Origin of the sequence: Hymenobacter polaris (assembly GCF_012927305.1) — a bacterium.
Lineage (GTDB): Bacteria > Bacteroidota > Bacteroidia > Cytophagales > Hymenobacteraceae > Hymenobacter > Hymenobacter polaris.
The window spans coordinates 771,256-796,372 of the sequence record NZ_JABBGH010000001.1 but is presented as its reverse complement, the minus strand read 5'-3'; the positions used below and the strand labels follow the sequence as shown (position 1 = coordinate 796,372).

Here is a 25,117-nt window from a genome sequence, read left to right as displayed (position 1 = left end):
CTACCTTGGGGGTTGTACTAGCCTTTTCCTCCCTATTTATGCCCCTAACGTCTACTTCGCCCGCTGCCCTAGCCCCCCCACCCTTCACCGAGCGGCGTTATCTGCTCACGTTCGTTTTCGTGGTGTCGCTGTTCATGCTCTGGGGCCTGGGCGTCACGATGGCCGATGTCCTCAACAAGCACTTTCAGCAGGTGCTGCACGTGAGCAAGGCCAACTCGGCCTACGTGCAGGCCGCCACCTTCGGGGCCTACTTCGTGATGGGGCTGCCCGCCGGCTGGTTTATGCAGCGCTTTGGCTACCAAAAGGGCGTGCTGCTGGGCCTAGGGCTCTATTCCCTCGGGGCCTTTTTGTTCGTGCCGGCCTGTAACGCGGCTTCGTTTCCGCTGCTGCTGGGGGCTCTGTTTGTGCTGGCCTGCGGCCTGGGCACCCTCGAGGCCGTGGCGCATCCGTTTCTGGATGGCCTGGGCGACCCGGCCAGCTCCGACCGGCGCATTACGTTCTCGCACGCCATCAACGGCATCGGGGCGGTGTCGGGCCCGCTCATCGGGGGCTACTTCGTGCTGCGCGGCACCCACGCGGCCGGCGACTTGTCGGCGGTGAAGACGCTCTACACCATCATTGGCACGGTGGTGGGCAGCATCGGGCTGGCGTTTGCGTTCGTAAAGGTGCCCCCGCTCAACGCCGAGCACTCGCCCGAAACGCCCCTGGCCGCCCCCAGCGAAACGCCCACCGACCTGGTGGCCGACAAAAAGCTGTTTCAGCACCGGCACTTCGTGTGGGCCTGCGTGGCGCAGCTCTTCAACACGGCGGCGCAGGGCGGCACCTGGGCCTACTTCATCAACTACGGCACCGACTACATGGGGCAGCAGCCGGGGCCGGCCATTCAGGGCTTCTGGCAGGTGGGCGCGCTCTTGAGCCGCACCGTGGCGCTGGCCCCCGGCCTGCCCCACCTGGCCCCCGAGGTGGCCGCCTATTTCTTTTCCCTGAGCCTGGTGGGCATGATGCTGGGGCGCTTCCTGGGCACCTACCTCATGCAATTCATCGCCCCCAACCGGCTGCTGGCGGCCGTGGCCGTGGCCAACATGGGGCTGTGCGTGGTGGTGGCGCAGCACTGGGGCTGGGTATCGTTCGGGGCGCTCATCGGGCTGAATTTTTGCTTCAGCATCATGTTTCCCACCATCTACAGCCTGGGGCTCAAGGACCTGGGCCGGCACAAGCAGCTCGCCTCGTCGTTTATCGTGATGGGCGTAGTGGGCGCGGCCTTGTTTCCGCGCTTCGTGATGGGGCCGGTGGCCAACCACAGCGTGGCCCAGGCCTACTACCTGCCCATTATCTGCTACGTGGTGGTGTTTTTGTTTGCCCTGCGCGGCTACCGGGTGCAGCGGGCCTAGGGCCGGCGGCGTGGGCCTAGGGCCCCGCAAGCGGCTTTACCACAACTTCATGCGGGCTTCGGGAGTAAGACCAGGCGTGTCCTTTTACCGCCCGCATGGAATCCCAATTTTTGTTCGCCACCGGCATTGAAAACTCCAACCCCACCATCGACCACGGCAAGACCCGGGTAGACGAGCTGGAAAAATGCGGGTTCTACAAGTATTGGCAAACCGATTTTCAGTGCGTCGAGGACCTGGGTATCCGCTTCCTGCGCTACGGGCCGCCCATCTTCAAAACCTGGCTGGGCGTGGACAAGTACGACTGGGAGTTTTGCGACCAGACGTTTGCCGATTTGCGCCGCCGCAACATCACGCCCATCGTGGATTTGTGCCACTTCGGGGTGCCCGACTGGCTAGGTAATTTTCAGAACCTGGACTTCAACAAGCTCTTTCCGGCTTACTGCAAGGCCTTCGCCCAGCGCTACCCCTGGGTGCAGCTCTACACGCCGGTCAACGAGATGTACATCTGCGCCGAGTTTTCGGCCCTCTACGGGTGGTGGAACGAGCAGCTGGCCACCGACCAGGCCTTTGTGACGGCCCTCAAGAACATTGTGAAAGCCAACGTGCAGGCTATGCACGCCATCCTGGAGGTGCGGCCCGATGCGCTGTTCATCCAAAGCGAGAGCAGCGAATACTTCCACGCCGAAAACCCATCGGCCATCAAGCCCGCCGAAATCCTGAACGCCAAGCGCTTCCTGAGCCTGGACCTCAACTACGGCCGGCGCGTGGACTCGGAGATGTACGAGTACCTGACGGACAACGGCATGACGCGCGACGAGTACCACTTCTTCTTGGAGAATAACCTCAAGCACCAGTGCATCATGGGCAACGACTACTACCGCACCAACGAGCACCGCGTGCGCGACGACGGCAGCACTACCGCCTCGGGCGAGATATTTGGCTACCACGTCATCACCACCCAGTACCACGACCGCTACCAGCTGCCGGTGATGCACACCGAAACCAACCTCTGGCAGGGGCCTAAGGGCGACGAGGCCGTGAACTGGCTCTGGAAGGAATGGGCCAACGTGATGCGCGTGCGCAACGACGGGGTGCCCATCCTGGGCTTTACCTGGTACTCGCTTACCGACCAGGTGGACTGGGACACCGCCCTGCGCGAAAACCACGGCACCGTGAACCCCCTAGGGCTCTACGACTTGCAGCGCAAGATTCGGCCCGTGGGTGAGGCCTACAAGAAGCTCATCAGCCAGTGGAGCGCGGTGCTGCCCGCCCAAAGCGCCTGCCTGCAAATTCCGCTAGTGCCCATCAACGATACCGGCAAGCCCTACGTGGCGGCCCTGCAGGACAAGGCCCGCGAAAGCCAGGAAAGCTACCAGGCCCAGATAACCAACAGCGAGCAGCCGGATAACCACTAGGCCGCCGCCACTTTTTTACCAGTACCAAACCCCCAACCAACTCCCCTCCCGACTATGGCTAGCATGAATCGTTTTAAGGACAAAGTGGCCATCGTGACGGGCGCGGCCAGCGGCATCGGGCTGGCCACGGCCAAGCGTCTGGCTTCGGAGGGCGCGCGCGTCGTCATCGCCGACATCAACGAGGAAGCCATCGCCAAGGCCGTGGCCGAGGTAAAGCAGGCCGGCGCGCCCGATGCGATGGGCAGCGTCTGCGACGTGTCGAAGGAAGATGCCGTGGTGAGCACCGTCAACGACGTGCTCAACAAGTACAAGCGCTGGGACGTGGTGGTGAACAACGCGGGCCTGATGAAATTCAAGGCCCTGGAGCAGCTCACCGACGAGGAGTGGTACAAAATTCTGAGCGTAGACTTGATGGGCGCGTTCCACTTCATCAAGCAGGCGTTCATCCACATGAAGCCGGGCGGCACGGTGGTGAACGTGTCGAGCATCCACGCCATCGAAACCGAGCCGCTGGTGGCGCCTTACGCGGCGGGCAAGGCGGCGGTACTCTCGCTCACGCGCTCGGCGGCCATCGAGGGCAAGCCCAAGGGCCTGCGCATCAACGCCATTCTGCCGGGCGCTATCGACACGCCCATGCTCTGGGACAACCCCAACGTGAAGTCGGGCGTCGAGAAAATCAACCCCGCTGACGTGGGCAAAGCCGAGGACGTGGCCGCCGCCATCGCCTACCTGGCCAGCGACGATGCCCAGTTCGTGCAGGGCGCCATGCTGCGCGTAGATGGCGGCCGGCTGGATAACCTGTAGCCAGTTCGATAGTCCCGCGCTTCCCTAGGCCCCCGGCTCCGGCCGTAACCGACCGGGACCGGGGGCCGTAGCTTTTCTATTCTTTTACGCAAGCAACAACGATGGAAGTAACGAACAACCCGCTGCGCTCGGCAGCGGCCAACTGGTGGGTGTACGTGGTGGGAGGCCTGGCGCTGTTTTTACTGGGTCTGTACGCCTTTAGCTCCCCGGCGGGAGCCTTTTTGGGTTTAACCGTTTATTTCGCGGCCGTCATTCTCTTCAACGGCGTGGGCAACGTGCTGTTTGCCGTCAGCAACCGCACCCGGCTGCGTGGCTGGGTGGGGCTGCTGGTGCTGGGCCTGGCCGAGGTGGCGCTGGGGGCCTACCTCTTCAGCGCGCCGGGGGTGGCGGCGGGCACGCTGGCCTACTTCATCGGCTTTTGGCTGCTGCTGCGCAGCGGCTCGCTGGTGGCCAAGTCCTTCACGCTGCGCCGCCTGGGCTACCGCAATTGGGGCTGGACGCTGGCCCTGGGCTTGCTGGGCATCGTGCTCGGCTTTATGGTGCTGGCCAACCCCGCCATTGGGGCCCTAGGGGCTACGGTATGGGTGGCCATCGCGCTGGTAGTGCTGGGCGTGGCGCTGATGGTGCTGGGCTGGCGGCTGCGCAGCGCGTCGGCGCACGCGGCGTAGTGTTTGATTCTACTTTGCAAAAAGCCTCTAGCTATCCCTAGGGGCTTTTTTGTGAGTTAGCCTGGCGGGGATTGTTGCCCTATCGTGCGGCCTTGCAGCGAGCGGCGGGTCTTTGGGCGACTACCTCCCTTACTTTGCTGCATGAAGTTTCCGCTCCTCCTTTCCACGCTGCTTTGCCCCCTAGGCCTGCTGGCGCAGCCCAAGCCCCGCGCCAGCCAACCCGAAAACCTGGTGCAGTACGCTCACCCGCTGGTGGGCACCGCCAAGATGGGCCACACCTACCCCGGCGCCACGGTGCCCTTCGGGGCGGTGCAGCTCTCGCCCGATACCGACACGCTGAGTTACGAGGTAAACGGCAAGTACAACCCTGAGATTTACAGCTATTGCGCGGGCTATCAGTACAAAGACCCCACCATTGTGGGCTTCAGCCACACCCACTTCAGCGGCACCGGCCACTCCGACCTGGGCGATTTCCTGGTGATGCCCACCACGGGCAAGCTGCAGCTGAACCCCGGCACGGCAGATAAGCCCCTAGGGGGCTACCGCTCGGCCTACTCGCACGCGACGGAGGTGGCCGAGCCGGCCTACTACAAGGTGCGGCTGGCCGACAACGACATCCTGGCCGAGCTGACGGCCACCACGCGGGTAGGCATCCACCAGTACACGTTTCCGCAGGCCGCCGAGTCGCACGTCATCCTGGATATGATGGCCGGAATTTATAACTATCCCGACAAGAACGTGTGGACCTTCGTGCGGGTCGAGAACGACTCGCTAGTGACTGGCTACCGCCAAACCAACGGCTGGGGCCGCACCCGCGTGGTGTACTTCGCCCTGAGTTTCTCGCGGCCCTTCAAAGCCTACGGCAGCCGCAACTACGATAAGAAGGAGGCCTACCGCGGCTTCTGGGGCCGCTTCGACCAGCAGCACAACTGGCCCGACCTGGCCGGCCACCAGCTGCGCCTGCACTTCGACTTTGGGGCGACGCAAGCCGGTGAGCAGGTGAAGCTCAAACTGGCCCTCTCGCCGGTGAGTACCGCCGGCGCCCTGGCCAACCTGCGCGCCGAAGCGCCGGGCTGGGACTTCGCCGCCTACAAGGCCCTAGGGCAGCAGCAGTGGCAGCAGGAGCTGAGCAAAATCACCATCAGCTCGCCGCGCCGAGTGGATAAGGAGAACTTCTACACGGCCATGTACCACGCCTTCACCGGCGTAACCACTTACCAGGATACCGATGGGCAGTACCGCGGGCTCGACCAGAACAACCACCCGGCCCAGGACTTTACCAATTACACCACCTTCTCGCTCTGGGATACCTACCGCGCCCTGCACCCGCTCTACAACCTGGTGCAGCCCAAGCGCAACGCCGACATGGCCCAGAGCATGCTCCGGCACTTCGACCAGAGCGCCGAGCATATGCTGCCCGTGTGGGCGCACTACGCCAACGAAAACTGGTGCATGATTGGCTACCACGCGGTGCCGGTGGTGTGCGATGCCATCGTGCTCGGCAACGCGCCCTTCGACCAAAATAAGGCCCTCGACGCCTGCGTGACCACCGCCCGCCAGCGCTGGTACGACGGCCTAGGGCTGTATATGGACAAGGGCTACGTGCCCAGCGACCAGAGCGGCGCCTCGGTGAGCAAGACGCTGGAATACGCCTTCGACGACTACTGCATTGCGCAGGCGGCCAAGAAGTTAGGTCGGGCCGACATTGAGAAGGAGTTCAGCCAGCGCGCCACCAACTGGCAGAACGTGTACGACGCGCGCATCGGCTTCATGCGCCCGCGCCTGGCCGACGGCAGCTTCCGCGAGAAGTTCGACGTGCTCACGACCTCCGACCCGGCCTACATCGAAGGCAACGCCTGGAACTACAGCCTCTACGTGCCCCAGGACCCGGCCGGCCTCATCGCCAAAATGGGCGGCAACGCCCGCTTCGTGCCCCACCTCGACTCGCTTTTCACGATGCACCTGCCCGATAAATTCTTCGCCGAAACCGAGGACATCACCCGCGACGGCATCATCGGCAACTACGTGCACGGCAACGAGCCCGCCCACCACGCCGCCTACCTCTACAACTGGACCAACCAGCCCTATAAAACGCAGCCCCGCATCCGCATGATTCTAAACAAGATGTACCACCAGGGTCCCGACGGCCTGGGCGGCAACGACGACTGCGGGCAGATGTCGGCCTGGTACATCTTCTCGGCCCTAGGGTTCTACCCGGTGGCCCCCGCCTCGGGCGAGTATGCCCTGGGCAGCCCGGCGGTGCACGGCGCCGTGCTGCAAGTGGGCGAGGGCAAAACCTTCGCCGTCACGGTTAAAAACCAGTCGGATAAGAACGTCTACGTGCAGTCGGCCAAGCTCAACGGCAAGCTGCTGACGCGCCCGTTTTTGCCGGTGGCGGCGGTGCGGCAGGGTGGCACGTTGGAGTTTGTGATGGGCAGCAAGCCTGTGCGAAAGTAGGTATTTTGCCTGGCCCTAAGGTGGCGCTGGCTCGCCCTAGAGCCCAATTCTATGCAACAAGACCCCGACGTGGCCGCCGCCGAAATAGCCCGCTTGCGCCGGCAGCGCCAGCAGCTGGAAGAAGAATTAGAGCGCCACGTGGGCGTACGCAACGCCTGGCGGCAGTTGTGGCATCAAGTACGAGCTAGCCTGCTGGCTTATGCGCGCCAGTTTTACCACCAATACTTTCCGCACGTGGGGCGCCGGGTACGGGCAATGCGGCGCGCTCAAAACCCCGACTTCCAGCCGTACCAGATTAAACTGCCGACCCCGCTACCGGGCGCGCTACGGCCGCGCATTCTGCACGCCATACCCGACCTAGCCGTAGGTGGCTCGCAGCAGCTGCTGGTTGACTTAATGGAAACCACAGGACATATTCTTGACTATCATATTATTACCCGCCACACCTGGGGCATGCCGGCTTACGTGGGCGTGCCAACCCAGCCAGTGCCCTACGTGCGCAGCGTGGCAGCCATGATGCGCGTGCTGACTGCTGCAGCACCGACCCTGGTGCACGTGCACTACTGGGGTAACCGGGCGGCGGCGGCCGAGCACTGGCGCTGGTATTATTACGTGTTTGAGGCCGCCGCGCGCCTGGGCCTGCCCCTAGTTGAAAATTGCAACGACCCCACCGGCCCCTACCTGCACCCGCACGTAGCGCGCTACGTATTTGTGAGCCAATACGCGCTCACCCACTTCGGCGACCCGGTGGGCCGCAACGTGGTCATTTATCCGGGGTCCAACTTTCAGCTCTTCACCCGCCCCGCCACCGAGCTGCCGCCGCCCGGTACCATCGGCATGGTGTACCGGCTCGATGCCGATAAGCTCGATGCCGCTTCCATCGACGTGTTTATCGAGGTGGTGCGCCGCCGGCCCCGCACTCGCGCCCTTATCGTGGGCTCGGGCACGTTTGATGCCTTGTACCGCCAAAAGGTGGCCGCCGCGGGCTTAGGCGGCGCTATCGAGTTTACGGGCATGGTTACCTACCAGGCGCTGCCCGCCTACTACCGGCAGTTGAGTTTGTTCGTGGCCCCGGTGTACCGCGAAAGCTTTGGGCAGGTGACGCCCTTTGCCATGCACATGCGCCTGCCCGTAGCCGGCTACGACGTGGGCGCGCTCGGCGAAATACTAGCCCAGCCCGAGGTGTTGGCCGCGCCCGGCAACGTGCAGCAGCTGGCCGATATCATCATCGCGCTGCTCGATGACCCCGCCCGCTGCCAGGCCCTAGGCGCCCACAACCAGCGCCGGGCCCAGGCACTGTTTTCGCTCGAAACGATGGTGGCCGACTACACCGCGCTCTACGCGGAGGTGCTAGGCAGCCTCGGCTAGCTAGCATCGGCAGATGCGTTAGCGCTACCCGGTGCCAGGCGCATATCGCGCGTGTTTTTCTGCACGGCGATGGCCCCGAACAGCCCGAGCAAAAAGGCCATGGCGTAGAAGCCTTTTTCGCTGAGCGTGAGCGTGGCGTGCCAGAGGCCGACGAGCAGGAGCAGCACGGCCAGCAGCGTGGCAAACCAGGCAAGGCCATAGTAGAGGCCCGTGACGGGGATTTTTTCGAGCTGGTCGCGCACGGTTTTTTGCAGGGAGATGGCGGCGAACAAGCCGAAGAAAAGCACGGTGAAGTAGTAGCCTTTTTCGTTGAGCGCCATGGTGGCGTTCCAGAGGCCGATGAGGAAGCCGCCCATGCCCGCCAGCAGGGCAAACCAGGAGGCAGCGATGAAAGCGGCGGAAGGACGGGCGGTGCTAACAGCAGCAGGTGACATGGTGGTTAAGAGGTGAAGTAGACGGCTCAAAAGTAGAGCGTCCCTCGAAGCCTCAGAAAGCAGACTTTCGCATAATTTAAACTTTACAAAGGCAGCCTTTCAAGCATTAAATACTTTATTTTCAATACATAATAAGTATCATTATCTGACTTTAGTAACCACTATAAACTTCATCTGTCATGGCGAGCGCAACGCGGTAATCGCACCAAAACGATGAGCCTAGGGTCGTTCGTACGTCAGACGTTCTAGTGCGATTGCCACGCTGCGCTCGCCATGACAGGCGATTTTTACTTTTCCACTCCCATCTTCTTACTTGATACCTAGCTATGCCTCACCCTCCCCTGCGCGTTTTGGTTGTTGGCTGCGGCAACATGGGCACCTCCCACGCTACGGCTTACCACACCCTGCCGGGCTTCGAGCTGGTGGGCCTGGTTTCGACCGGCCCGAGCAAGGACGTGCTCAATGCCCAATTGGGCGGCGGCTATGCGGTGTTTACTGACTACGCGGCGGCGCTAACCCACACCCAGCCCGACGCGGTGTGCATCGGCACCTACCCCGACACGCACGAAGCCTACGCCCTGCAGGCGCTGGCGGCGGGGTGCCACGTGTTTCTGGAAAAGCCGCTGGCCACTACCCTAGCCGGGGCCGAGCGGGTAGTGGCGGCGGCGCGGCAGGCGGGCCGGCAGCTGCTGGTGGGCTATATTTTGCGGGTGCATCCGTCGTGGGCGCGGTTTGTGGCGGAGGCCCGGCAACTGGGCAAGCCGCTGGTGATGCGCCTGAACCTGAACCAGCAAAGCCACGGCCGCATGTGGACCGTGCACCGCAACCTGCTGCAGTCGCTGAGCCCCATCGTGGACTGCGGCGTGCACTACCTCGACGTGATGTGCCAGATGACGCGCGCCCGGCCGGTGTGGGTGTCGGCCATCGGGGCGCGCCTCACCGACGATATCCCGGCCGGGCAGTACAACTACGGGCAGTTGCAAATCCGCTTCGACGATGGCTCGGTGGGCTGGTACGAGGCGGGCTGGGGGCCGATGATGAGCGAAACGGCCTTCTTCGTGAAGGACGTGGTGGGGCCGCTAGGCAGCGTGTCCATCACGGCGCGGCACGCGGGGGCGGCCGGCAACTCGGCCAACGTGGCGGCTCATACCCAAACCCAGGCCATGCGCATTCACCGCGCCCGCCTGACGGCCGACGGCGCCTTTGCCGAGCCCGATACCTGGCTGGACCTCACCGACGAGCCCGACCACCAGGAGCTGTGCAACCGCGAGCAGCGCTGGTTCTGGCAAGCCATCCGCGAGCAGCTCGACCTCGGCGAGCACCTGGCCGATGCCGTTAATAGCCTGCGCATTGCCCTGGCCTGCGACGAGAGCGTGCGCACCGGCGAGCCCGTGCGGCTGTGAGGCCGCGGTACCCCCTAGGGACCAGGGTACGGCCTGTTAGTAGCGCGGACTTATTAGTCCGCGAGGCAGCTAGCCACCCCCACACTCGCGTACTAAAAGTCCGCACTACAGTATCCCGATTTTAAATCTGCGGCCTCGCCCCTTATGGTGTAGCCTGCAACGCATGGCGACGGTGCTACATTCGCAACCCCAGCCAGTGCAGAAGGTCTAGCTTCTGCACTGGCTACCGCCGCCTCTACTCTTTTTCTTCATGCGCTTACCCATTCGCCCCCTCCTGCCGGCCCTAGGGGCCGCCCTGCTGCTAGCCAGCTGCCAGGGCAGCCCCAGCACCACCGCTGCTACCACCGCCGCTGGCCAGCCCACCGACGAGCCCGCCCCCGCCGATACGGCCAGCGTGCCCGCGCCCCACGACGGCATCACGCCCGCGCTTATCGCGCAACACATCAAGGTGCTGGCCTCGGATGAGTTTGAGGGGCGGCGGCCGTTTACCAAGGGCGAGGACAAGGCCACGGCTTACCTGGCGGCCGAGTTTAAGAAGCTGGGTCTCAAGCCGGGCCCCAGCGGCAGCTACTTCCAGCCGGTTCCGCTGGTGGAGATTGCCGGGCAGCCCGACTCCACGGCCACCATTGCGGGCAAGGGCAAGAGCCTGACGCTGAAGTACCGCCAGGACTACATGTTCTTGACCGAGCAGGAAAAGCCGACGGTCGAAATCAAGGACTCGCCGCTGGTATTTGCCGGCTACGGCGTCACGGCCCCCGAGTATAAGTGGGACGACTACGCCGGCCTCGACGTGAAGGGCAAGACCGTGGTGGTGCTCATCAACGACCCCGGCAACGCGGGCAACGACACCACGATGTTCAAGGGCAAGGAAATGACCTACTACGGCCGCTGGATGTACAAGTACGAGGAGGCCGCCCGCCACGGCGCCACCGGCCTGGTCATCATCCACGACACCAAGCCCGCCGCCTACCCCTGGACGGTGGTGCAAAGCAGCAACGGCGGCGCCAAGCTGCACCCCACCACCCCCGACCACGGCGCCAGCAAAGTGGCCCTCGAAGGCTGGATGACCCTCGACGCGGCCAAGCGCCTGTTCGACGCCGCCGGCCTCAAGTACGACGACCTCTACGCCGCCGCTAACAAGGCCGGCTTCAAGGGCCAGGCCCTGGGGCTGAGTTTGACGACCACGCTGCACAATAAAATCACCTACAAAACCTCCAAGAACGTGGTGGCCGTGCTGCCCGGCACCACCCGGCCCCAGGAGTACATCATCTACTCGGCGCACTGGGACCACCTGGGCATCGGGCCAGCCGTGAAGGGCGACAACATCTACAACGGCGCCCTCGACAACGCCAGCGGCTGCGCGGGGCTGCTGGCCATCGCCACCGCCTTCAAGCAGGCCCAGCCCCAGCCGCAGCGCAGCATCGTGTTTCTGGCCGTAACGGGCGAGGAGCAGGGCCTGCTGGGGTCGGCCTACTACGCCGCGCACCCGCTGTACCCGCTCAAGAACACGGTGGCCGACATCAACATGGACGAGCTGCTGGCCTTCGGGCCGATGCGCGACGTGACCATCACCGGCTACGGGCAGTCGGAGCTGGACGACTACGCCCGCGCCGCCGCCAAGGAGCAGAACCGCTACGTCATCCCCTACCAGCACCCCGAAACCGGCAGCTTCTACCGCTCCGACCACTTCAGCTTCGCCAAGGTGGGCGTGCCCGCGCTTTACGCCAGCGGGGCCTTTGAGAGCCGCCTGCACGGCAAGGCCTTCGCCGAAAAGGAGCGCGAAGCCTTCGAGGCCAACAACTACCACCAGCCCAGCGACCAGTACGACCCGAAATGGGACCTGCGCGGCGCCGCCCAGGATGCCCGCCTGCTCTTCCGCATCGGCCAGAAGCTGGCCAGCGAAACCACCTTCCCCCAGTGGAAGCCTGGCTCCGAGTTTCGGGCCGTGCGCCTCAAGAGCCGGCCGCAGTAGCCTCTAGGCCCCCGACCCCATCAAACGCAAAAAGCCCCGCCAGAATGACTGGCGGGGCTTTTTAGTGCGGGATAGCCCTAGGCGGCCGGCTGGGCAGCCAGCGACTTGAGCTTCTTGTACGTCTTCTTCGACTGGGCGAACTGCTTTTTGACGGCGTCGCGAGCATTGCCCTTGAGGGCTTTGCGGCGCAGCGCCTTTTTGTAGGCCTTCAGGGCCCACCGCTCGCCGTAAACGTTGGCGGCCAGAATGGCTTTCTCGTCGTTGCCCGTCACGGCGGCTTGGGCGTCCATCAGCTTGCGGTAGAGCTTGCCCTTGAGGGTGGTGCCGGTTTCACGCTTACCACCGCTGGTGGTCAGGTAGTTGTTGAGGCTGCTGGCGAACTGCTGGCTCTGGCTCACTAGCTCCTGGTAGTAGCTGCGCAGCTCGCTGTCTTTGGCCTGGGCAGCGGCGCGCTTGTAGCCTTCTACGCGGTCATTCACGTACAGCAGCAGCGTGTCCAGGGCCTTCGCTTTGCGCTTGGCCTTGCCCTTTTTCTTGGGGGCGATGAGGTAGCTGAGGCCGGCGGCCAGCAGGGCCCCGCCCACGATTTTCTGGGTGGTAGTCAGCTTATTGAAGGCACCAACGGCCTTGTCGCTAGCTTCTTTCACCGAGTCCGGCACGCTGCCGGCCAGGTCCTTGGCCTTATCGGCGGCTTCGTTGTAAAGGTTTTTGGCCTTATCGGCTACTTCGCCATACTGGTCTTTCGCCTTGCTAGCCACATCAGTGGCTGTCGTTTTGGCTTTGTCAGCCACGTTGTTAGCCGCTTCCTTAGCTTTATTAGCGGCGTCGTTATATTGGTCTTTGGCCTTGTCGGCCGCGTCGGAAAGAGGTTCGGGCAAGCTCATTGCTGGAGTTCAAAATTGGGTGAATAACATTCCTATTACGGCAAGGCATCGCTCGGTGTTAGGTTAACGGCGGAATAATCCATTTCGCCCCCGTCATTGCTGCTTTCCAGCCGCAGTGCCGGCCGCAAAGCAGCTAAAAAGCCCGGTCCAGCGCGCTTGGCTAGCGCGCCGGGCCGGGCTGGCAGCGAGCCCAGGCCCGCTTACTGGTTGCTGATGGCGCCTTGCTTGTTTTTGGTGCGCTGGTAGAGGTAGGCGGCACCGGCGGCCAGCAGGGCGCCCCCTAGGGCCTTGTGGGTGCCCGTGAGGCCGCCGCGGCTGCCGTCGTCGTTGGTTTTGCCGCGAAACAGGCTGGCAATCATGCCGCCCAGGGTGTTGCTTGGGGTATCGCTCATGGGTGAAAGTCGGTTAAACGTGAAAGAGGTACCGCTTTTACGCTCGCGGCGCGGGCCTCGTTACCTGCTTGCCTACCCAGCAGGGCCCCTAGGCCACCGCGGCGGCCGGCACGGGATGCAGTATCAGCCACACCAGCTCGCGCAGGATTTCGCCCTCGTCGAGGCTGCCGCTCTCGATGCCCTTGCTTTGCGCGTCGGCCCGGCGGATGAGGTGAATCAGGTCTACCGTGCGCTCGGCGCTGAACTGGCGCAGCGCCTGCTGGTACTCCTTCTGGGCAAACTTATTGATACCCAGCTTCTGCATGTCGCCGTCCGAGGGATTGGGGCCGGCCTGGTGCAGGGCCAGCAGGCGGGTAAAGAAGTTGAAGAGCAGCGTGAGGTTGGGAATGAGCGGGTTGGCCTTGGGGTTGGCCGCGAAGTGCGTCAGGATGCGGTTGGCTTTCAGCACGTCGCGCTGCACCAGGGCCCGCTGCAGCTCAAAAATGTTGTACTCCTTGCTGATGCCCACCAGGCGCTGCACCAGGTCCTCGTCGATGGGCTGGCCGGGCTTCACGTTGAGCAGCAGCTTGTTTACCTCGTTGGCCAGGCGGCCTAGGTCGGCCCCGATATATTCAGCCAGCAGGGCGGTGGCACCGGGCGTAATTTGCTGCTTGCGCTGGCGCACGTAACCGCCCAGCCACTGCGGCACCTGGTTGTCGTAGAGCTTTTTGCTGGTCAGCAGGGCCACGCCGGGCGCGGCGGCCAGCAGCTTGCCCAGCTTCTTGCGTGAGTCCAGGGTTTTGTGCTTGTAGCAGAAAACCAGCACCGTGCTCGGGGGCGGGTTTTTGAGGTAGGCCTCCAGAAACGGCCAGGCTTTTTCGCTTTCCAGGTCGGCCACGGCCTGCGCCTCCTTCACCAGCACCACCGTGTGGGCGCTCATCATGGGGAAGCGCTTGGCCTGGGCCAGGATGCCCGCCGCGTCGGTGTCCTTGCCATACAGCACCGTTTGGTTGAAGCTGCGCTCACCCTCGGGCAGCACCGCGCCTTCGAGGGCATCGGCCACCAGGTCAATGAAGTACGGCTCCTCGCCCTGCAAAAAATACACCGGCTGAAACTGCCGCTGCCCCACGGCTTTCAGCAGGGTGTCTACATCGGTATTCAATTATCAGTTAGCAATTAGCAGTTAACAACGGGCCGACTACCGCGAGTGACCGCGGTTGTTCTACAGCCAAACGAAGGTACTAGCGGCTACCTTTGCCCGCTGTGCCCTAGGCCCCCGGGTTTTGGTAAACTGTTAAATGTTACTCGTTAAATGTTAATTGAAGAATTGAAGTGGCGCGGCATGTTCCAGGACGCCATGCCGGGCACGGCCGAGCACCTGGCCAGCGCCGCGCCCGTGTCGGGCTACATCGGCTTCGACCCTACCGCGGCCTCGCTGCACATCGGCAACCTGGCCAGCATCATGCTGCTGGTGCACTTGCAGCGCGCCGGCCACCGCCCGGTGGCCCTGGTGGGCGGCGCCACCGGCATGATTGGCGACCCCAGCGGCAAAAGCGCCGAGCGCAACCTGCTCGATGAGGATACGCTGCGCGCCAACCAGGCGGGCATTGGCCGCCAGCTGCAGAAGTTCTTGGATTTCAACGACTCGCCCACCGGCGCGGTCCTCGTCAATAACTACGACTGGTTTAAGGGCTTCGGCTACCTGCAGTTTCTGCGCGACGTGGGCAAGCACCTGACCGTGAACTACATGATGGCCAAGGACTCGGTGAAGCGCCGGGTGGGCGGCTCCGACAGCAGTGCCGAATCTGGCGGCGCCGAGGGCATCAGCTACACCGAGTTCAGCTACCAGCTGCTGCAGGGCTACGACTTCTTTCACCTCTACCAGACCCTAGGGTGCACCCTGCAGATGGGCGGCTCCGACCAGTGGGGCAACATCACGACCGGCACCGAACTGATTCGGCGCATGGGCGGCCCCGAAGCCAAGGCGTATGCCCTTACCGGCCAGCTCATTACCAAGGCCGACGGCAGCAAGTACGGCAAGAGCGAGAGCGGCGCCGTGTGGCTCGACCCGGCCCTGACCTCGCCGTTTCAGTTCTACCAGTTCTTCCTCAACTCGGCCGACGCCGACGTGAAGAAGCTCATTCGCGTGTTCACCTTGTTGCCTAAGGAGGAAATCGAGCGCCTGGAAGTGGAGCACGATGCGGCGCCCCACCAGCGTATTCTGCAAAAGGCCCTGGCCCAAGACGTGACCACCCGCGTGCACTCGGCCGAAGCGGCCGAGGCGGCCATTGCGGCCTCGCAGGTGCTGTACGGCGGTGGCGATTTGGCCGCGCTCGACGAGGCTACCCTGCTCGACGTATTTGCCGGCACGCCCCGCTTTGCGGTGAGCGCCGAGGCCCTAGGGGCAGCCGACGTGGCTACCCTGCTCAGCGAAGGCACCGGGGGCGGCATCTTCAGCAGCAAGGGCGAGGCCCGCAAGATGGTGCAAAACAACGGCCTGAAAATCAACCGCCAGCGCGTGGCCGATGCCCAGCAGCCCGCCGCCGAGCTGCCGCTGCTGCTGGGCAAGTACCTGGTGGTGCAAAAGGGCAAGAACTACGCGTTGGTGCACGTAGTGGCCTAGAGGCACCGAACGGGAGTAAGCGCGAGGCAGGCCCCCGCCGATGGACGCGCCGCCTGGAGGCGCGCCCGGCGGGCGGGGGCCAGCCCCGCCCCTACTTCCCTAGCCCACCTAAACGCAAAAACGCCCTGCCGACCGGCAGGGCGTTTTTGGCAGTAAAACCGCCTTAACTAGGCCCGGCGCCCCTAGGGTGCCGGGGTGGGCTTACTTCTTCTTGGCAGCCGGAGCGGCTTTTTTGGCCGGGGCGGCTTTGGCGGCCGGCGCGGCGGCTTTCTTAGCCGGGGCAGCCTTCTTGGGGGCAGCGCTGGTAGCGGCGCCGGTGGTCTTGGTGTTGTTCTTCATGTCCTGCACTTCCTTGCGGATGGCAGTGGCGTGGTTTTTCAGCTCCTGCATGCCTTTGCGCACGCGGGTGCCGGCGGCGGCGTTGCCTTTGTCGTACGACTTTTCAAAATCATCCTCCAGCGAGTTTACGAGGTCTTTGATTTTGGTGAACGGGTTAGCCATGAAAGTAATGGTGTTGGGTGAGAAAAAGTAAATTGTGCTTACGCGGCCCTAATATACAGGCAGTTTCTACGCGGGCAACTTTTTCTGATGAATTTCAAATGGCCGTTTCCAGCTTCGCAGGGCCGTTTTTTGCCTTAGATGAAGTTTTGCTGCTGGCAATTGCCTTCAAATAGTGCAAAAACAAAAGTGCCGGCCACCCCAGGGGCAGCCGGCACTCGGCCGTGGGCTGGCGTAGCTAGCAGAAAACTAGGCAGTAGCGGCCTGCTTACTGTAGAGGCCCTTATCGAGCTTGGCCGAAATAGCCTCAAAGGCGGCAATAGTTATGCGCACGTCCTCGAGCGTATGTACGGCCGTGGGAATGAGGCGCAGCATAATAACGCCCTTGGGCACTACCGGGTACACGACAATGGAGCAGAAAACGCCGTGATTCTCACGCAAATCGAAGGTAAGGGCGGTGGCGTCGGGAATTTGGCCGTTGAGGAAGACCGGCGTGACGGGCGACTCGGTGGTGCCGATGTTGAAGCCCTTCTCGCGCAGGCCGCTTTGCAGGGCGCGCACGATGGTCCAGAGGTTTTCGCGGTACTCGGGGTGGTTGCGAATCAGCTCCAGGCGCTTGAGGGCGCCCGTAACCAGGGCCATGGGCAGCGACTTAGCAAAAATCTGGCTGCGCATGTTGTAGCGCAAATATTCAATTACCGCCTCGGGGCCCGCCACGAAGGCCCCAATGCTGGCCATGCTCTTGGCGAAGGTGTAAAAAATCAGGTCTACGCCCTCGGTAGCGCCTAAATGCTCGGCCGTGCCGGCGCCCGTGGGCCCTAGGGTGCCGAAGCCGTGGGCATCGTCCACAAAGAGGCGGAAGTTATATTTCTGCTTCAGGGCCACGATTTCGGGCAGCTTGCCTAGGTTGCCGCTCATGCCAAACATGCCCTCGGTGATGACCAGGATGCCGCCGCCGGTTTCGTCGGTGAGGCGCTTGGCGCGCTCCAGCTGCTTCTCCAGGCTCTCCATGTCGTTGTGCGAGTACACGAAGCGCTTGCCGGCGTGCAGGCGCACCCCGTCGATAATGCAGGCGTGCGACTCGGCATCGTACACGATGGCGTCGTGGCGGCTCACCAGCGAGTCGATGATGCTCACCACGCCCTGGTAGCCGAAGTTGAGCAGCAGCGCGGCGGGCTTATGCACGAAGTCGGCCAGTTCATTTTCGAGGCGCTCGTGCAAGCTGCTGTTGCCGCTCATGATGCGCGCGCCCATGGGGTACGCCATGCCATACTCGGTGGCGCCCTCGGCATCAGCCTGCCGCACTTCGGGGTGGTTGGCCAGCCCTAGGTAGTTATTCAGGCTCCAGGTTAGTACTTCCTTGCCCCGGAAAATCATGCGGGGCTTAATCTCGCCCTCGAGCTTGGGGAAGGTGAAGTAGCCGTGGGCGTAGTGCGAGTGCGAACCCAACGGGCCCTGGTTGGCGGAAACGCGGTCGAAAATATCCACTGAAAGTAGGGGGAATAAGAGTAGAAGTGCGGTACCAGCGAATGTAACGCGGCTTGCCGAAGAAACCAGCAATTGGCAAAGATAAGCCGCCCTGGCTGATGTGCAGAATTTCGGCATCGGTGCAACCCGCGCCGCGGAGCTTTTACTGTGGGGGAGCGCCCTAGGGTTTTCTTTGCAGTACTGTCTACTACTACAAGCCGTCCTGCTTATCTGACGTCCGCTTGCCGAAGCATCTTTACCGAACATTACTGGCGCGGTAAAGATGCTTCGGCAAGCGGACGTCAGATAAGTGTGACGGTCTTGGTCGCTTACTACTTCCCTCCCACCCCTGACATGAAAAAAATCGCGAAGCTGCTGGTAGCCAACCGCGGCGAAATTGCCCTGCGCGTGCTGCGCTCGGCCAAGGAAATGGGCATTGCCACGGTGGCCATCTACTCGGAGGCCGACCGCCTGGCGCCCCACGTGCGCTACGCCGACGAGGCCGTGTGCGTGGGCCCGCCGGCCTCGGCCCAGAGCTACCTGCGGGGCGATAAAATCATCGAAATCTGCCACCAGCTGGGCGTCGATGCCATCCATCCCGGCTACGGCTTCCTGAGTGAGAACGCGGGGTTTGCGCGCGCCGTGCGCGCGGCGGGGCTCATTTTTGTGGGCCCCAGCCCCGAGGCGATGGAGCTGATGGGCGACAAGCTCTCGGCCAAGCAGGCGGTGAAGCCCTACGGCATTCCGCTGGTGCCGGGCACCGACGAGGCCATTACCGACGTGGCCGAGGCCACCCGCATCGCCGAGGCAGTGGGCTTTCCGGTGCTCATCAAGGCCTCGGCCGGCGGCGGCGGCAAGGGCATGCGCCTGGTGCACGCCGCCGGCGAGTTTGCCGAGCAGATGCAGCTGGCCGTGAACGAGGCCACCTCGGCGTTTGGCGACGGGGCCGTGTTCATCGAGAAGTTCGTGAGCGGGCCGCGCCACATCGAAATCCAGGTGCTGGGCGACGAGCACGGCAATATCGTGCATTTGTTTGAGCGCGAGTGCAGCATCCAGCGGCGCCACCAGAAGGTGATTGAGGAGGCGCCCTCGTCGGTGCTCACGCCCGCGCTGCGCGAGCAGATGGGCCGCGCCGCCGTGGAGGTGGCCCGCGCCTGCCAGTACAGCGGCGCCGGCACGGTCGAGTTTCTGCTCGACGACCAGCACCGCTTCTACTTCCTCGAAATGAACACCCGCCTGCAAGTCGAGCACCCCGTGACCGAGCAGATTACGGGCCTGGATTTGGTGAAGGAGCAGATTCGGGTGGCCGAGGGCCAGCCCCTGCCCTTCCGGCAGGAGGATTTGCAGATGCGCGGCCACGCCATCGAGCTGCGCGTGTACGCCGAAGACCCGCAGAATAACTTCCTGCCCGACATCGGGCGTCTGAGCACCTACGTGCGCCCCCAGGGCCCCGGCGTGCGCGTGGACGACGGCTTCGAGCAGGGCATGGACATCCCAATTTACTACGACCCCATGATTGCCAAGCTGGTAGCCACCGGCGCCACCCGCCCGGAGGCCATCGAGCGGCTGCTGCGCGCCATCGCCGAGTACCAGATTACGGGCATCGAAACCACGCTGCCCTTCGGCACCTTCGTGCTGAAGCACCCGGCCTTCGTGAGCGGCAACTTCGACACCAATTTCGTGCGCGACCACTTCAGCGCCGCCGCCCTAGCCCCCACCCCGCCCGACGAAAGCACCGCGCAGGTAGCCGCCGCGCTGGTAGCCATGCTGCTGCACACGCAGCAGCCCGCCGCCGCGGTAGCTGAGGAGGCAACGGGCGCTGCAACCGGGTCGGCCTGGCGGCGGAACCGGCTCGGCGTGGGGTAGCTACGTCAGCCTAAGAGAACGTCATGCTGAGCTTGCCGAAGCATCTCTACCGGGTAAGTAACTCCAATTGTTAGAATTACTTACCCGGTAGAGATGCTTCGGCAAGCTCAGCATGACGTTCTTTCGTTTTTCTTATTTACCACACCTACTCGCTCCCCACCCCATGCTCCCCCTTATCATCCTGCTGGCGGTGCTGGCGCTCATCGCCCTCATCAGCTGGGCCAAGGTGGATGCGTTTCTGGCGTTTCTGCTGGTAACGCTGCCCACCGGGCTGGCGCTGGGGCTGGGGCCGGCGCGGGTGCTGGCCGCCGTGCAGAAGGGCCTGGGCGATACCCTAGGGTCGGTGGCGCTGGTGGTGGTGCTGGGGGCCATGCTAGGCAAGCTGGTGGCCGAAAGCGGCGCCGCCCGCCAAATTGCCGTCACCATGATGCACACCTTCGGCACCCGGCGCGCGCAGTGGACGCTGCTGGGCACGGGCTTCGTGGTGGGCGTGCCGCTGTTCTACAACGTGGGGTTTTTGCTGCTGCTGCCGCTGGTGTTTTCGGTGGTGCAGCAGTACCGGCTGCCGGCGCTGTTCGTGGGGCTGCCGGCGCTGGCGGCCCTTTCGGCGCTGCACGGGTTTTTGCCGCCCCACCCGGCGCCCACGGCCCTGGTGGTGCAGCTGGGGGCCGACATCGGGCGCACGTTTGCCTACGGGCTGCTGCTAGCGGTGCCGGCCGTGGTGCTGGCCGGGCCGGTATTTGCCCGCACCCTGCGCGGACTGGTGGCCCACCCGCCACCCGGCCTGGTAGCGGCCCCGGCGGCCGCAGCCAACCCGCCCGGGCGCCTCAACAGCTTTCTGTCCTCGCTGCTGCCGGTGGCGCTGCTGGCGGTGGTGCTGGGGCTGCGGGCGGCCTTGCCGGCGGGCGGGGCGCTAGGGCCGGCGCTCACGTTTTTGGCGGCGCCCGAGGTAGTGCTGCTGCTGGCCGTGGTGGGGGCGGGCTTTAGCCTGGGCACCGCGCAGGGCCGCAGCCTGGCCCAGGTTACCGGCATCTACGCCGGGGCCGTGCGCGACGTGGCTCCTATCCTGCTCATCATCGGCGGGGCGGGCGCCCTCAAGGAGGTGCTGCTGGCGAGCGGGGCCAGCGCCGTTATTGCCAGCAGCCTGGGCGGCACGGGGCTGCCGCCGCTGGTGCTGGGCTGGCTGCTGGCGGCCGGCATTCGGGTGGCCCTAGGGTCGGCTACGGTGGCGGGCCTCACGGCGGCGGGCGTCATGCTGCCCATCGTGCAGCACACGCCCACCGAGCCCAACCTGCTGGTGCTCAGCATCGGGGCGGGCAGCTTGTTTCTCTCCCACCTCAACGACGGTGGCTTCTGGCTCTTCAAGGAGTACTTCGGCCTCTCGGTGAAGGATACCCTGCGCTCGTGGTCGCTGATGGAGTGCATCCTCTCAGTGGTGGGGCTGCTGGGGGTGCTTCTGCTCGATTGGGGGCTGCGGGTGGCCTAGGGGCGGCGGTAACAAATGCGGGGCCGGCGCGGTAGCCGCCGACGAGGAAGCGACTATGTTCCCTTCTACTGGTTAGGTATGGCTTGTTTTCGTTGGTTGCCGGGCCCGTTGGTGGTTGCGCTGCTGGGGGCATGTCAGCCCCCGCCCCCCGCCCCGATTTTGCCGCAGCAGCGCCGCCTGCCCGCCTGGCAGGTGCTGGCCGACCTAGTCTTGCTGCAGCGTTTGAAAGAGGCAGCCCATGCTGGCAGCTACAAGTACCGCCGCAAAGCGCAGCTCGACAGCGCCTTTGCCGCCGCCCGCGCTTGCGTGGCCGGCCCCCGCACGGTGCTGGACGAGTACCGGCTGGTGGTGGGCCTCACGGACTTGGAGGGGAGCCTGCACAACGACACCGACCTGCCCGACTCGGTGCGGCGGGCGCTACGGGCCGAGGCCAGCTTTTTTCCCTACCCCTTAAAAATCGTCGCGGGCCAGGTATTGCTCAATACCACCCAGGCGCCGCTGCCCGCGGGGACCATTATTCGCCGCATCGAGGGCGTGGCGGCCCCACGGCTAGTGCAGCAGCTGGGCAAGTACTACACCACCGATGGGCGGAACCTGACTGGCAAAACCGTGGGCTTCGCTGCCTCATTTCCCGAATATTTCCGGCTGGAATATGGCCCGCGAGCTAGCTTCTTGGTGCACTACAGCTTACCGGCGGCCCCCGCCCGCGTGCTGGCGGCGCGTTGGCCCGCCGTGCCCTACACCACCTACCAGCGGGCCTTCACCGCCCGGCACTCGCGGCCTAGCGACCGCGGCTTTTTTGAGGACCTACCCGCCCCGTATACTTTCCAGCTGTTGCCCGCGCAGCGCGCGGCCGTGCTTACCATCAACACGTTCGAGCTGGGCGAGGCTAATACGGCGGGGCACCGGCGCTATGCGCGGTTTCTGGACTCCTGCTTTACGCTGCTGCACCGGGCACCTCCTGGCACCCGCCTACTAGTAGATGTGCGCAACAACGGCGGGGGCGACGATGATAACGACATGCACACGTTTGCTTACCTGGCCCGGCGTCCCTTCCACGAAAACCGGGGGGCCACCGTGCGTTTTCGGCAAGTACCCTACCGCCAATACCTAACCGTAGCGCAGGATACCGCCGAGCGGGCCGCTTTGGTGGCCGACGTTGCACAGGAACTACGCCGCAGCTTCACCACGGGGCCCGGCGGCCAGCTACGCGAAAATGCTCATGGCAACCCGGTTTTTCAACCCCAGCCCAAGCGGTTTCGCGGGCCGCTGTACTTGCTTATCAGCCCTAGGGTCGCCTCAGCCGGGTCGATGTTTGCCGCCATGGTGCGCGGCAACACGCCGGCCGTCGTTATTGGCGAGGAAACCATGGGGGGCTACTACGGGCACACCGGCCACGGCACGCTCACGTACACCCTGCCCTACTCGGGCATTCAAGTCACCTTCGCCTGGGTCGACTTGGTGCAGGATGTGCCCGTCCGCGCCAGCCAGCCCGCTGGCAGGGGGGTGCTGCCCGACTACTTCGTTACTCAGTCGCCCGCCGATTTTCTGGCCAACCGCGACGCGCAGCTACGCTTTGCACTGCGCCTCCTGGACGAGGCAGCCCTAGGCCCCGGTCACTAAAAAAGGCACCCACGCTTGGTGGATGCCTTTTCACATTCTTTTCCGGAAGGATTACTCGCCCGCGGCCACGGTTTCGACGGGGCGCGGCCGGTCTTTCTTCTTCGAGAAGTCGCCGCGCACCAGGCGCGAGTAGAGCGAGATTTCTTGGTCGAAGAGGAAGCGCAGCAGCACCTTGGTGTAGCTGGTGTGGTGCTCCAGGGTGTCGTAGTACTCGGGGGCCAGCTTGCGCAGCTCGGGCAGCTTGTTCCAGGGCACGCCGGGCAGGTCGTGGTGCTCGTTGTGGTAGCCGATGTTGAGGTGCACGCCGTTGAGGCGGCCGTAGTACGAGGTCGTTTCCTGCTCCTCGTTCAGCACCAGGTAGTGCTCCTGAATCCAGCGGGCGCCCACCGGGTGCAGGCTCACCGAAAACCAGAAGCTGGCAAACAGATACAGAAAGCCCACCGGCCCCAGCCACAGCCAGATGGCCACGTTAAAAGCCAGCTGGGCCAGCCAGTTAACGGCAATGTACTTATCGAAGGGCACCACGCTTTTGCAGCGGAAGGTGCGCACCAGCTGAAACACCGGAAAGAAGAACAGCCACACCATCTTACCCAGGGCGTAGTGCCGAATCAGCTCGGCCTCGTAGTGGTCGGGCAGGTCGGCATCGTGCTCGAAGTGCCCGAGGGCCGAGTGGTGCTTGAGGTGAAACTTGCGAAAGCTCATGGCCGAGGGAATCACCATGGGCAGGTTGGCCGCAATGCCCACGCTGGCGTTGGCCCACTGCCCCTTAAATACCAGGTTGTGGGTGGCCTCGTGGATGATGACGAACAGCGTGTGGCACACGAAGGCGCCGAAGGCATAGGCTGCCAGCACCGACCAGTACCAGGCCTGCCCGCGCAGCAGCCAGGCCACCAGCACTTGCGCGGCTACGCAGGCGGCCGTAATGACGGCCGTCATGGCGTTGCGGCCCATCAGGCGCTTCACCTCGGGGTGCGATTTGAGGATTTGCCGGGCCCGCACGTGGTGCGTAATGGGCTCGGCCGTGGGCGTGTAGTTGAGGGGCGCAGTGGCCATAAATGGTCGGGGTTAAACGCCAAGCGGGTTTCGCTCCTTCGTCAAATTCCTCCTAAAGTACGCCCTGGCCCGGCAGCTAGCCCTAGGGCGCGGGCCCTTGATTACCTGTTATTTAATGAAGGAAAAATGTAGTTCGCTGCTAGTCCAGCCGTATATACTTCACTAGCAGCGGGTTCAAACCCTAGGCGGGGTCCGGGTCTTTGAGACGCGAGTCGAACACAAAATCTTCGCGCCCCACGATGCGAACCTGGCCGAAATCAGGATGGCGGGTATTGAGCACGTAATTGTGCTCGTGGGCGATAATGGCCGAGGGCACCCGCAGCACGGCCGTAGCCTGGCGGCGGTACCAGGCGGCCCCTAGGGGCTGGCAGCGGGCGTAGGCGCTGGGCTGCTGCCAACCGGCGGGTAGGTCGGCGGCCGCTAGCTCCGTCACGGCCAGCGCGTCGGGCACCGCGATGCGCAGCACCTGAAATAAGCTATGCAGGCCCTCACCGCTGCGGTGCACCACGTTTTCGAGGCAGGCCAGGGCCCGGCTGCCGGCCGCGTACACCACCAGTTGCCCGCGCTCGTTCCAGCGCCCAGGGTTGCCGCTGGCCACCAGCTCGCCCGCGTACTTGGTGAGGCAGATGCGGTAAATTTCCATGTTGAATTGCTCGCCTTAAAAGCACGTCATGCTGAGCCCGCGAAGCATCTCTCCCGCGCCCCTAGGGTATCATTCGGTGGAGATGCTTCGGCAAGCGGACGCCAGCTGAGTATGACGGCCTGGTTAAGCCTCAAGTAGTTACGCGAAGTCGCCGTAGGCAATGCGGCTCACTTCGTCGGCCACCAGGTCGATGCCGCCGCTGGTTTGCAGCAGGCCTAGGGGCGCCTGGTTATCGAGGCCGTAGGCGGGCTTGCCCAGCCAGCGGCGGAAGGCGGCGGCCTCGCCAAATACCTCCCCCCCTAGCCGGGCCAGGGCTAGCAGCTTGAGCACCTGCTCGCCGGCGGCGGGGGCCAGGCGCTTGTTGGTCTCGCGGTAGGTGCGCAGGGTTTTAGGCGTCAGGTGCAGCAGCTCAGCCAGCTCCTCGGTGCTTACTTGCAAGAGGTTTGCCACGGCAAAGGCCGTTTTGGCAGGCACGCCGGTGCGGGCCTGCATCACCAAGGCAAAGGCATCAGCCACCACCGTTTCGAGGCTGGCGAGGGCAGCCGGCAGGGGCGCGTGAATGGGAGCGGCGAGCATACTAAACGGAATATTTACCGTAAAGTAACGGTAAATATTCCGTTTAGTTCAAACCACGCGATGAGCTAGTACATAAAAAGGCGGTCATGCTGAGCTTGTCGAAGCATCTCTCCCG

At 63.8% G+C, this 25,117-nt stretch carries 20 protein-coding genes and 1 pseudogene; 12 read left to right on the top strand and 9 right to left on the bottom strand.

Annotation, left to right across the window (positions count from 1 at the left end; genetic code table 11):
• Positions 1–38 precede the first annotated feature (38 nt).
• The 6 genes from HHL22_RS03405 to HHL22_RS03380 all read left to right on the top strand — a co-directional run bounded on the left by HHL22_RS03405 (position 39) and on the right by HHL22_RS03380 (position 8,103).
• Positions 39–1,391: an MFS transporter gene (locus HHL22_RS03405; RefSeq protein WP_169529556.1), complete on the top strand. Its 1,353-nt coding sequence runs from the start codon at positions 39–41 to the stop codon at positions 1,389–1,391.
• A gap of 95 nt (positions 1,392–1,486) precedes the next feature.
• Complete coding sequence (locus HHL22_RS03400; RefSeq protein ID WP_169529555.1) at positions 1,487–2,806, top strand: family 1 glycosylhydrolase; 1,320 nt, start codon at positions 1,487–1,489, stop codon at positions 2,804–2,806.
• Between the two features lie 54 nt (positions 2,807–2,860).
• The gene (locus HHL22_RS03395) at positions 2,861–3,610 is read left to right on the top strand and encodes an SDR family NAD(P)-dependent oxidoreductase (RefSeq protein ID WP_169529554.1); all 750 of its coding nucleotides are present in this window, start codon (positions 2,861–2,863) and stop codon (positions 3,608–3,610) included.
• Between the two features lie 101 nt (positions 3,611–3,711).
• Entirely contained in the window at positions 3,712–4,278 is a 567-nt protein-coding gene (locus HHL22_RS03390; protein ID WP_169529553.1) for an HdeD family acid-resistance protein, read from the top strand.
• Between the two features lie 141 nt (positions 4,279–4,419).
• A complete protein-coding gene (locus HHL22_RS03385) occupies positions 4,420–6,735 on the top strand; it encodes a GH92 family glycosyl hydrolase (RefSeq protein WP_169529552.1) in 2,316 nt (771 codons plus the stop codon).
• 51 nt (positions 6,736–6,786) lie between these two features.
• Positions 6,787–8,103 carry a glycosyltransferase family 4 protein gene (locus HHL22_RS03380; protein WP_169529551.1) on the top strand — a complete coding sequence of 439 codons (1,317 nt, stop codon included), beginning with the start codon at positions 6,787–6,789 and terminating at the stop codon, positions 8,101–8,103.
• Here HHL22_RS03380 and yiaA read toward each other — a convergent pair.
• Complete coding sequence (gene yiaA, locus HHL22_RS03375; RefSeq protein WP_169529550.1) at positions 8,100–8,537, bottom strand: inner membrane protein YiaA; 438 nt, start codon at positions 8,535–8,537, stop codon at positions 8,100–8,102. The genes HHL22_RS03380 and yiaA overlap by 4 nt on opposite strands.
• A gap of 326 nt (positions 8,538–8,863) precedes the next feature.
• Here yiaA and HHL22_RS03370 point away from each other — a divergent pair, with 326 nt between their 5' ends.
• Together HHL22_RS03370 and HHL22_RS03365 are read left to right on the top strand one after the other, a co-directional pair.
• Positions 8,864–9,940 carry a Gfo/Idh/MocA family protein gene (locus HHL22_RS03370; protein WP_169529549.1) on the top strand — a complete coding sequence of 359 codons (1,077 nt, stop codon included), beginning with the start codon at positions 8,864–8,866 and terminating at the stop codon, positions 9,938–9,940.
• Between the two features lie 250 nt (positions 9,941–10,190).
• On the top strand, positions 10,191–11,912 hold the full coding sequence (locus HHL22_RS03365; protein ID WP_169529548.1) for a M28 family metallopeptidase: 1,722 nt from the start codon (positions 10,191–10,193) through the stop codon (positions 11,910–11,912).
• Positions 11,913–11,989: 77 nt separating this feature from the next.
• Here the strand turns inward: HHL22_RS03365 and HHL22_RS03360 are convergent, their stop codons facing one another.
• The 3 genes from HHL22_RS03360 to holA all read right to left on the bottom strand — a co-directional run bounded on the left by HHL22_RS03360 (position 11,990) and on the right by holA (position 14,329).
• Entirely contained in the window at positions 11,990–12,796 is an 807-nt protein-coding gene (locus HHL22_RS03360; protein WP_169529547.1) for a PA2169 family four-helix-bundle protein, read from the bottom strand.
• Positions 12,797–12,996: 200 nt separating this feature from the next.
• Positions 12,997–13,188: a hypothetical protein gene (locus tag HHL22_RS03355; RefSeq protein WP_169529546.1), complete on the bottom strand. Its 192-nt coding sequence runs from the start codon at positions 13,186–13,188 to the stop codon at positions 12,997–12,999.
• Between the two features lie 88 nt (positions 13,189–13,276).
• On the bottom strand, positions 13,277–14,329 hold the full coding sequence (holA, locus tag HHL22_RS03350) for a DNA polymerase III subunit delta (RefSeq protein WP_169529545.1): 1,053 nt from the start codon (positions 14,327–14,329) through the stop codon (positions 13,277–13,279).
• A gap of 150 nt (positions 14,330–14,479) precedes the next feature.
• On the opposite strand from holA, the gene tyrS reads away from it, so the two are divergent.
• Positions 14,480–15,790 carry a tyrosine--tRNA ligase gene (gene tyrS / locus HHL22_RS03345; protein ID WP_169529544.1) on the top strand — a complete coding sequence of 437 codons (1,311 nt, stop codon included), beginning with the start codon at positions 14,480–14,482 and terminating at the stop codon, positions 15,788–15,790.
• Positions 15,791–16,120: 330 nt separating this feature from the next.
• Here tyrS and HHL22_RS24320 read toward each other — a convergent pair.
• Positions 16,121–16,291: pseudogene (locus HHL22_RS24320) on the bottom strand (histone H1); the annotation flags it as partial.
• Between the two features lie 246 nt (positions 16,292–16,537).
• On the bottom strand, positions 16,538–17,776 hold the full coding sequence (locus HHL22_RS03335; RefSeq protein WP_169529542.1) for an aminotransferase class I/II-fold pyridoxal phosphate-dependent enzyme: 1,239 nt from the start codon (positions 17,774–17,776) through the stop codon (positions 16,538–16,540).
• Positions 17,777–18,109: 333 nt separating this feature from the next.
• Here HHL22_RS03335 and accC point away from each other — a divergent pair, with 333 nt between their 5' ends.
• The 3 genes from accC (at position 18,110) to HHL22_RS03320 (ending at position 22,730) form a co-directional block, all read left to right on the top strand.
• Positions 18,110–19,621, top strand: a complete 1,512-nt coding sequence (gene accC / locus HHL22_RS03330) for an acetyl-CoA carboxylase biotin carboxylase subunit (protein WP_169529541.1) — start codon at positions 18,110–18,112, stop codon at positions 19,619–19,621.
• A gap of 163 nt (positions 19,622–19,784) precedes the next feature.
• On the top strand, positions 19,785–21,107 hold the full coding sequence (locus tag HHL22_RS03325) for a gluconate:H+ symporter (protein ID WP_169529540.1): 1,323 nt from the start codon (positions 19,785–19,787) through the stop codon (positions 21,105–21,107).
• Positions 21,108–21,185: 78 nt separating this feature from the next.
• Positions 21,186–22,730: a S41 family peptidase gene (locus HHL22_RS03320; protein ID WP_169529539.1), complete on the top strand. Its 1,545-nt coding sequence runs from the start codon at positions 21,186–21,188 to the stop codon at positions 22,728–22,730.
• 51 nt (positions 22,731–22,781) lie between these two features.
• Here HHL22_RS03320 and HHL22_RS03315 read toward each other — a convergent pair whose 3' ends face one another.
• The 3 genes from HHL22_RS03315 to parS form a co-directional block, all read right to left on the bottom strand.
• A complete protein-coding gene (locus tag HHL22_RS03315) occupies positions 22,782–23,783 on the bottom strand; it encodes a fatty acid desaturase (RefSeq protein WP_169529538.1) in 1,002 nt (333 codons plus the stop codon).
• A gap of 181 nt (positions 23,784–23,964) precedes the next feature.
• A complete protein-coding gene (locus HHL22_RS03310; RefSeq protein WP_169529537.1) occupies positions 23,965–24,426 on the bottom strand; it encodes an RES family NAD+ phosphorylase in 462 nt (153 codons plus the stop codon).
• Positions 24,427–24,564: 138 nt separating this feature from the next.
• A complete protein-coding gene (gene parS / locus HHL22_RS03305; RefSeq protein ID WP_169529536.1) occupies positions 24,565–25,002 on the bottom strand; it encodes a type II RES/Xre toxin-antitoxin system antitoxin in 438 nt (145 codons plus the stop codon).
• Between the last annotated feature and the right edge of the window lie 115 nt (positions 25,003–25,117).